Here is a 7,502-nt window from a genome sequence, read left to right on the forward strand (position 1 = left end):
TTGCCAATTTGATCGAGCAGATAACCTGCCCCATAGAAGATTCTTCGGACTTGCGTCATCGGGATCGGCCCTGGCTTAACTTCCGATGACGCCGGGGCCGGTTTCTTTTTGTACGAACGCGTGGGTATGATTTCACCTGTAACTGGATCGACTTTCCCAATCAGCGTCCTCTTAGCGCGTGATTGTTGCTTTTCCTTATCCCAGTAGGGTTCATTCTGATAGGCATAGGTAATGCCTGTTTTCTTGTTTGTTTGAAAAATAACTGCCATATCAACACTCCTCGTTATATATTATAATATATAACGAGGTTGAAGTAAACAAAAAAACCGCTATATATCAAGCGTTACAACGGTTTTTCGAGTGATTATCGTTACACAATTCGGGAATGCAGGATATAAACAAAAAGCCCCGAGAAAAGTTCTCGGGGTTGGATTATTATGCGCTATGTATGCTAAATCGTCCCTATTTTCTTTCCTCCGCGTTCTTTTTCCCAACGCAAAAGGACTTCTTTTTCTTGTGGATTGCGTGGACGCTGTCTTCCAGGTTTTAAATCGGGGAACTCTTTTTTCATTTCAGTTAAGATAGAACGCTTTAATGCTGGTGTAATAGGCATTTTTGGCCTTGGCATGTTGATTCCCCTCCTTTTCGTCACCATTATAGGATATTCTTATGGAATAGTCAAAAGAGTCTATTCCGCGGTATATATCCTTCTCAACTCGTTGCAGATTACAGACATATCATATGAACTCTCATATCCGTAATATTGGAGTTTTGCAATAAATTCATCGGGCGTCATGCCTACTTCATCATCACCGAAAGGAACGATTTCATCATCTTTATCATAGAAATAGATGTTTTGAAATGGATATAACCGAACCCCAATAGGCTCGGATTTTAGGTATAACCAAATGATGGAATCAGCAGATTCAGAGAAAATAATTCCGTTCTTTTGCAGAAACTGCTTGAAGAATTCATGATGACTATACGCTTCCTCTTGTTCAGTCATCATCCGCATAAACTTGTCATAATATTCTTTTTCTGCAGGCGTCAGGACGCTTTCAATGTATTCAAAATCCATTTCATCATAATGCGAAATATACAATTCAACCAACCACGGCAATTGATACTCTTCTTTCCAATGGACGACCGCCCGTAATCTATCGCAAAAGATATCTTCTATACCGATCAAGTTGACTATAAAACCATCTTCAGTTGTTATTTTTTGAATCTTATTTATATCTCCACCGGACAAAACGCTATTTGGTACTTCGACGTATACTTGTAATCGTTCATGTACGCTATCTTTTCCCTTTCGTGAAAACCCTAAGTCAACCAAACATTGCATAATTTCGTCATGTCCTGGACCAACAAAGTCAATGTCTTCCGTGGTATAACCGCCGCTTGTGTAAATTTCGACAGACAATCCCCCTACAACGATTAAATCAATATCATGTTTCTTCTTCACATAATCTGTGATGACTCCTGCGACACGGATATTTTTTTCTCGAAGTGTCTTCCCCTCTAAACTTCTAAGTATTTCCTTGTATAGGTTTAGATTAAGCGTATTTCCTTCTGTCATTACTTCACCTACTATTCATAAAATGAAAGTCCATACGAAATCAGATTTTTATATTTAGTTCTATTATATCGTTCGTATGAGAAATAGAACTATCATCAGTATAAAGAAAAGTGTGAATAAAACAAAAACTGATAGATTACAGGACAAAATAATTTATTTCGACAAAAAAAGGAATCTGCGTTTTAACAGCCGTATAAAGCTCTTTTTAGCAAAATCTCGCAAATCTACTGTTTTTATCCCCCGAAAGGTTGTTTTAATCGCTGCTACTTACTCCCACAAGGGGTTCCTGGCGTTATTGAAAGAAATAGTTTTTTTAATGGAAACTTTTTGTCTCTTTTATTTGAAACCTTGTCTCAACCCAATTTACATATACCGACAATACTACTTCCCAGAGCCCGAATCATTGTTCCATTCGTAAATATATCCTTTTAATCTGATACTTTGCCTGAAAATAAGTTTCAATTGAGGGGATTACTAGTCCATTAATTTCGCAAATTCATTGTTTTAATCCCCTGAAAGGTTGCTTTAATCACCGCTACTCACTCCTACAAGGGTTTCTAGGGCCTAGTGATATGCTAATCGAAATGGAAATTGCTTCATCCCCCTATATTGATGGCGATGAAAAATTAACACGAACATATGCAAAAATCGAGAAAGAGATTTTTGCATATCTAGTTGACAAAAACGCTCGCAACGGGCTATAATGTACCTATAGCCCGTTTATAGGGACGTTATAAACCCTAAAAACCATTAGGAGCGTGTTAAAAGATGAGTAGAAACCGAGTATTTGTACCAGTTATTTCAACATTAATGTCAGCAGACCCTTTTATTCATGGAGACGATAATAGAATCCAGTATAAAATTTCTTATGGTCATGAACTTGAAAATCAGAATCTTGTTTTTAAAATTCAAATGGTCGGTGATGGCTACATAAAAGGTAGACAAGCTCCTTCATATTCCGATAAAGATTTTGATCAAATAGTAAAAATTAAAGAAATTTTACAAAGTGAATATAAGAAAATGGATCATCGTTTAAGAGATATTGAATTAAGTGAAGAAGAAGTAAACCAACGCATAGAGAATTTGTAAAGAGGCTGGGACTAAACCCCAACTGAATAGAAAAAATAGACGCGAGCTTACCTAAGTTGGGTAAGTTCACGTCTATTTTTTTATGTTATCAACTTTCGGGAAAATTAAAATAGATTTCAACACTAAAATCGCTCCTTTAAAATTCTGGCTAGCTATTTGCTTGCTAGTTGTCGTAACAAATCATCAATGTGATCATTGATGATGACTAAACGGCTTTTCAGTAATTGGCCCTTCTTCGTCAGCACCAAATTGCAGCCCTGGTTCTGGAATAATTTAACCTCGAGATCAGTTTCGAGATATTGGATATGCTGCGTGACTGCTGGTTTGGACAAGCAAAGTTCTTGAGCAGTCTTTGCATAATCCAAGCAATTAGCTAAAACCAGGAAAGTTTGGTAATGATAATCAATCATGAAATCATCCTTTCGTTTCTTAATGATGGCTTACCGGCAAATCAGGTCTGAAATCACCTCAAAATGCGTTATTTCGGAAGTGTTTTTTCTGAATAGAAGGATAAAACGTCCCAAAACCCCCGTTTTGTCTGAATCGATAGAAGTATTTCTTACTTTACTTTACCCGAGGTTAGATAGTAGAGATAAAGGTGCGCGAAAACATCTGAAAGACTGGCACCTTCCAAATCCATCTCTTTCATGAAATCAGACAATTCTTCTTTACTGACGATCAGATTGGCTAATTTATAATAATCTCCCAAAGGATAGACATAGATGACGTTCTCCGGTGTCTTCCGTCCGAATGGGTGAAAGAGATTTTTAATGGCGGTTTGATAGAAGGTGTTGTTTTTCCCTGTAGAGAAATTTCGCGCTGCCATTTCCTTGAAATCAGCTAAATGGATCGGGATACTGGCATTTTTCCTGAAAAGAAAAAGGTCTCCGGACCCGCTCACCATAGCTTTCTCCAACAGCTCTTTTATGGCTGCCTGGTAGCCTGCTTGATAATCGTCGGTTGTCTGTTCGGTGGATTCGGTGCTTGCAGCTGCTTCTTTTTTCTTGGCGATAAAGTCAGCGAGGTCTGATTGTTCTATCTGATAGCCTATTTTTCTGGATTCTTGTACAGCTGGCAAGTCCCCTTGACGGATCCAACGCAAGACCACTTGCCTAGAACTCGTAAGGCCTTCTTTTTCTAAGATCGTGAGCACTTCAGATACGTTTAACATGTGACTCCCCCCCTTATTTATCTTTACTTTACTACATTATAAAGTAAAGTAAAGATAAAAGGAAGACAGAAGGCTTCTGAAAAAGCTTTATCTGTCGTTGAGAGACAGCTATCTATTATGAAGGGTCAGATTATGATAATGAAATCATGAGATCACTCTTCCATTTTTGTTTTTTGGGCACGCTAGGAAAAACCTGATGCTAGTTAAGAACTCATATAAAACTTTTAATGTTACTAATGCAAATGCAGTATTTGAATGAGCTACGTAGAATAAGAATCTCGCTGTATATCCACATTTCTTCTTAAATCTCATATATAAGAAGATGGGTACAGAATAAAAGAATGTGATCCATCGTAGTTCTAACAGATATACCCCCAATGCTGTCATCTATTTCTACTGCTGCACTATCTAACTTGCAATAAATGATAGACTTTCATAAATAATTCCTTGTTAAATTCAAAGAGGTAGTCAAAATCAGGTGTGGATTGATCTCCGGGGACTTGCGGAATCACTTTATTTAGATAATCTTCTCTCAGTTCCTCTTTAATCGTCTCGATTTTTGGAATAAGTTCAATTGAAACATTCTTTATACTAAACATTTTATCAATAATATACAGATTATCCGGATTTAACACCTCATCATACAAATCGATATGTTTAATATTCGTTAAAATCGTATAGATATCAAAAAGGTCCCGTGCTCTTTTTTTATTCATTCCGACCGTGTACTCAGGGAGCTGCTGGCAAGAAGCTCTTATTTTCTCATAGATAATCATCAAAGGGCTATATAAATACACATCGATATCATCGATTGTCTCTTTAATTCTTGGATCTGTGTATTCATCAAAACTCAAATCGATTTGTATTTTCTTTTTCCCGTCTTCTATAGATTCAGCAAAAGCATTGATATTTTTGAGCTGTGCCTCGGATAGGTTTTTGAAAACCTCTTCTTTTAAAATACTGAAGTCTATTTTATATCCGCCCCAGTACGGAGGTGTCCATTTCTTTTTGGTTGAGGGCTTCTCTTCAAATTTAAAACTGACTACTTGATAGCCCAATTGATTAAATTCATTTTGAAGACGGTCAAGAAAGAGAGGGCCGTCTTGTTCTTTTGACAAACGGATATTCTCTTTGATAGAAAAATCTAAATCTTGAGATTCTCTATCGGTTAATCCTTGCAGTTTCATGGCATTTCCGCCCTTTAAGGTCAAAATAGCCTCTAATTGAGGTGTAGAAAAAATCGCTTTTATTACAGTTAGGCGTATTTCATCAGCGTTCATGTAGGTACCCTCTCCATCTAACTAATCAATATTCTAATTCCTATATCATACTATTCATTTAGAGGGGAGTCTATTAAGAATGGTTAATTTTAAGCTATGGTATATATACCATAGCTTTGATTAAAACGAGTGAATATGATAAAATCACAATACAATAGGTAGCTATGGTATATATACCATAGCTAATAGGGTGAAGTCATTACTATAGGAGAGTCGCATCATGACAGATATAGATACCGTTAATAAGATCCTAAAGCAAAATAATTTAAAAAGGGACACATATAAACTCATAGCGAATCAAGACGTGCTGAAAGACTTGGGAATCAAATATGGAAATATTTTAAATAGGTCTTCTCTCATAAAGATTTTAGGAACTTTAAAAGAAAATCACGGTGTTCCGGAACGAACCAGTCTTAGTTTACTGACACACTATCTTCAAAATGTCTTAAAGCTCTTTTCTAAAATAGAACTATACTCTGAGAAAAAAGGAGAGAAGGTTACGCGTTATATTAGTACATATGTTAAAGTTTCCCCTTATGAAATTGCCTTATCCTTGCTTTCAAATTCCTTTTTATCTCATTATAGTGCCCTTTACGTCCATGATTTAACAATTAATAATCCAAAAGAAATATACATTAATCGAGAACAATCTAAAAAACCAATAAACAAAGAGAACGCTATTCTGACGCAAAGAAAAGTAGATTATGCGTTCTCAAAGGAAATGAGACAAACCAACGACATCTATAACTTTGCATACCAGGGCATCTATTATAAAGTTCATATTTTAAATGCGAAGAATACGAATAAAACAGGAATTATAAAGAAAAGCCCTATAGGCTTTTCGAAGGCTGTTCAAGTAACAAATAGGGAGCGTACACTATTGGATTGTACGATTCGTCCGAGATATAGTGGTGGTGCGATAGAAGTCTTAGAGGCTTATTATGCAGCCAAAACAGATCTTAGTGTTCCGTTGCTTGCAGACTATCTGAAAAAGTTTGATTACATTTATCCTTATGAAAAATCTGTCCTTTTTTATTTAAAGAATACAAATTACCCCAAACATGCCATCGGTATAATCGAGGACATGCTGGCTCATAGCCCGAATCGGCATATAAATTTTTACGTAGATTACCAGATACCAAGAAAAAAAGAAGACGAAACTATAGGTATTTTTTATCCTTCAGAAATAGATGAAGTCAAAATTGAATATTGTGAAGGCCATTCCGCTCAGGTAAAGGTGAGGAGGTTTTCAAACCAAGAACAGGGAAAAGTTACATACCAAATTGTTGCGGTTCATCTGTATGACAGCGCCGGAGAGGAACTACTAACTTTAGATACTTCTACCTATGTCTACGATAATTACGAAGAAATAATGTTAGATATTTCCAGGAAATTTCATGTTTTAAAAGAAAATATTACTATTATTGGGTTTATAACCTAGTTTACTGCCAACACCTAACAAGGAACAAGTAAAAAACCGTCAAATAAACGTTTAGATAGTATTTCGAGATTAAATCCACCTAGTTAAGCGTTTTATACATAACTAAGCGGAAAATGTAGCGATATAAAGGGTTAAGCCGAATTAGGTACAACTTTTTCGGGAATGCAGGTTATAAACAAGAAGACTAAAAGGAACTAAAAATTGTACAAGAAGAAAATATTAATAAATTATTTTGTGTTCAAAATCAAAACTATCCAAAAAGAGTGGTATTAGGTATCAGTAGTAACTATACCTATCATTCTTTCAAAAATAAAATAAGTGCGATTGAGACAGAAACTTTAAATAAGAGCCTTAAGTTGAACGGAAATATTATTAGATGAAATATCTTATCTGAATTCACTACGCTCATTCAAAAAAACTCGAAGTGTTTAAGTGTTTGTGGCAAGATAAACGTACATACAATTGCAGCGCAAAAGTACATAGCTCCGCAAGCAGCTTAGGGTAAAATAAAAAGCCATTGCGGGCGTCCTGAAATTCCTCTAAAGTTATAGTTCCGACACTGTAACTGGAGGTAAGAAAGGGAATGCTCGCAATGACCGATATTAATACTATATAGGTTGAATTAAATACTTTACATCCGCACGCACAGTCGGTCAATCACTTCAAGGGGACGCCCGTTCACATCGGCTAAGAAACCGCGGACCGCCTGTTTGATTTTCTGGACGTGGTCAAAAAAAACATTGTTGATGACCGATTCCTTGAGCCACTTCCATACGCCTTCCATCAGGTTCAACTGAGGGCTGTAGGGAGGGAGGAAGATGAGTGCCAGGTGCCCAGCGTTTTCTTTAAGAAAAGGCTGGATCAGCTTGGCGTGGTGGATACGGGCATTATCCAATACCATCACGATTTTTCCGGTGGGGTATTCCCGCAACGTCCGCTCCA

Annotated in this window: 8 protein-coding genes and 1 pseudogene; 2 read left to right on the forward strand and 7 right to left on the reverse strand. The window is 36.6% G+C overall.

Translation table 11 applies throughout. The features are described from left to right. The 3 genes and pseudogenes from TES5_RS14445 to TES5_RS14450 form a co-directional block, all read right to left on the reverse strand. A pseudogene (locus TES5_RS14445) lies at positions 1-269 on the reverse strand (transposase); the annotation flags it as partial. Between the two features lie 182 nt (positions 270-451). Continuing rightward, complete coding sequence (locus TES5_RS15295) at positions 452-628, reverse strand: hypothetical protein (protein ID WP_157080422.1); 177 nt, start codon at positions 626-628, stop codon at positions 452-454. A gap of 60 nt (positions 629-688) precedes the next feature. After that, entirely contained in the window at positions 689-1,579 is an 891-nt protein-coding gene (locus TES5_RS14450; RefSeq protein ID WP_068562680.1) for a hypothetical protein, read from the reverse strand. Positions 1,580-2,347: 768 nt separating this feature from the next. On the opposite strand from TES5_RS14450, the gene TES5_RS14455 reads away from it, so the two are divergent. Next, the gene (locus TES5_RS14455) at positions 2,348-2,668 is read left to right on the forward strand and encodes a hypothetical protein (RefSeq protein ID WP_068562681.1); all 321 of its coding nucleotides are present in this window, start codon (positions 2,348-2,350) and stop codon (positions 2,666-2,668) included. A gap of 152 nt (positions 2,669-2,820) precedes the next feature. Here TES5_RS14455 and TES5_RS14460 read toward each other — a convergent pair whose 3' ends face one another. The 3 genes from TES5_RS14460 to TES5_RS14470 form a co-directional block, all read right to left on the reverse strand. Next, the gene (locus TES5_RS14460; RefSeq protein ID WP_068562682.1) at positions 2,821-3,078 is read right to left on the reverse strand and encodes a helix-turn-helix domain-containing protein; all 258 of its coding nucleotides are present in this window, start codon (positions 3,076-3,078) and stop codon (positions 2,821-2,823) included. Between the two features lie 149 nt (positions 3,079-3,227). After that, positions 3,228-3,839: a helix-turn-helix domain-containing protein gene (locus tag TES5_RS14465; protein ID WP_068562683.1), complete on the reverse strand. Its 612-nt coding sequence runs from the start codon at positions 3,837-3,839 to the stop codon at positions 3,228-3,230. 404 nt (positions 3,840-4,243) lie between these two features. Further along, the gene (locus TES5_RS14470) at positions 4,244-5,119 is read right to left on the reverse strand and encodes a nucleotidyl transferase AbiEii/AbiGii toxin family protein (RefSeq protein ID WP_068562684.1); all 876 of its coding nucleotides are present in this window, start codon (positions 5,117-5,119) and stop codon (positions 4,244-4,246) included. Positions 5,120-5,339: 220 nt separating this feature from the next. Between TES5_RS14470 and TES5_RS14475 the strand changes: the two genes are divergently transcribed. Continuing rightward, positions 5,340-6,560, forward strand: a complete 1,221-nt coding sequence (locus tag TES5_RS14475; RefSeq protein WP_068562685.1) for a hypothetical protein — start codon at positions 5,340-5,342, stop codon at positions 6,558-6,560. Between the two features lie 631 nt (positions 6,561-7,191). Here TES5_RS14475 and TES5_RS14480 read toward each other — a convergent pair. Further along, positions 7,192-7,502 (reverse strand): transposase (locus TES5_RS14480; RefSeq protein ID WP_068562686.1); only part of this gene is annotated, 311 nt, incomplete at its 5' end.

Origin of the sequence: Trichococcus sp. ES5, assembly GCF_900067165.1 — a bacterium.
GTDB lineage: Bacteria > Bacillota > Bacilli > Lactobacillales > Aerococcaceae > Trichococcus > Trichococcus flocculiformis.

Excerpts from the sequence above, each read along its gene's own strand:
- TES5_RS15295 (WP_157080422.1), bottom strand. The coding sequence starts at position 628 with ATGCCAAGGCCAAAAATGCCTATTACACCAGCATTAAAGCGTTCTATC.
- TES5_RS14450 (WP_068562680.1), bottom strand. The coding sequence starts at position 1,579 with ATGACAGAAGGAAATACGCTTAATCTAAACCTATACAAGGAAATACTT.
- TES5_RS14455 (WP_068562681.1), top strand. The coding sequence starts at position 2,348 with ATGAGTAGAAACCGAGTATTTGTACCAGTTATTTCAACATTAATGTCA.
- TES5_RS14460 (WP_068562682.1), bottom strand. The coding sequence starts at position 3,078 with ATGATTGATTATCATTACCAAACTTTCCTGGTTTTAGCTAATTGCTTG.
- TES5_RS14465 (WP_068562683.1), bottom strand. The coding sequence starts at position 3,839 with ATGTTAAACGTATCTGAAGTGCTCACGATCTTAGAAAAAGAAGGCCTT.
- TES5_RS14470 (WP_068562684.1), bottom strand. The coding sequence starts at position 5,119 with ATGAACGCTGATGAAATACGCCTAACTGTAATAAAAGCGATTTTTTCT.
- TES5_RS14475 (WP_068562685.1), top strand. The coding sequence starts at position 5,340 with ATGACAGATATAGATACCGTTAATAAGATCCTAAAGCAAAATAATTTA.